At 67.3% G+C, this 318-nt stretch carries 1 protein-coding gene; it reads left to right on the top strand.

The window, feature by feature from the left end; translation table 11 throughout:
- A partial coding sequence (locus IC66_RS42670) for a 1-acyl-sn-glycerol-3-phosphate acyltransferase (RefSeq protein ID WP_157158091.1) occupies positions 1 to 318 on the top strand: 318 nt, incomplete at both ends.

The raw sequence follows: 318 nt of genomic DNA, 5'->3' as shown, positions 1-318 counted from the left end.
GCCTCCACATCGGCTGGATCTTCTTCGGGCTCGGCGTCGCGAGCTTCGGCGCGGTGTGGTTCGTGCTGACGAAATGGGGCAAGGAAGGCGTGCGCGATTTCGGCGGGCTGCTGTTCCGCGCACTGTTCCGCACTGAGGTTCGCGGCCTCGAGAACCTGCCGCCTGCCGGCACGCGCATGCTGATCGCGCCCAACCATGTCAGCCTGATCGATGGCCCGCTGCTCCACGCCGTGCTGCCGATCGACGCGAGCTTCGCGGTGGATACCGGCATCGCCAAGGCCTGGTGGGCCAAGCCGTTCCTGCGCGTCGTCAAGCACT

The sequence above is a fragment of the Bradyrhizobium genomosp. III genome (assembly GCF_000261705.1).
GTDB lineage: Bacteria > Pseudomonadota > Alphaproteobacteria > Rhizobiales > Xanthobacteraceae > Bradyrhizobium > Bradyrhizobium ottawaense.
Note: the sequence above shows the minus strand (reverse complement) of the source record. Positions and strands in the feature narration are given on the sequence as shown.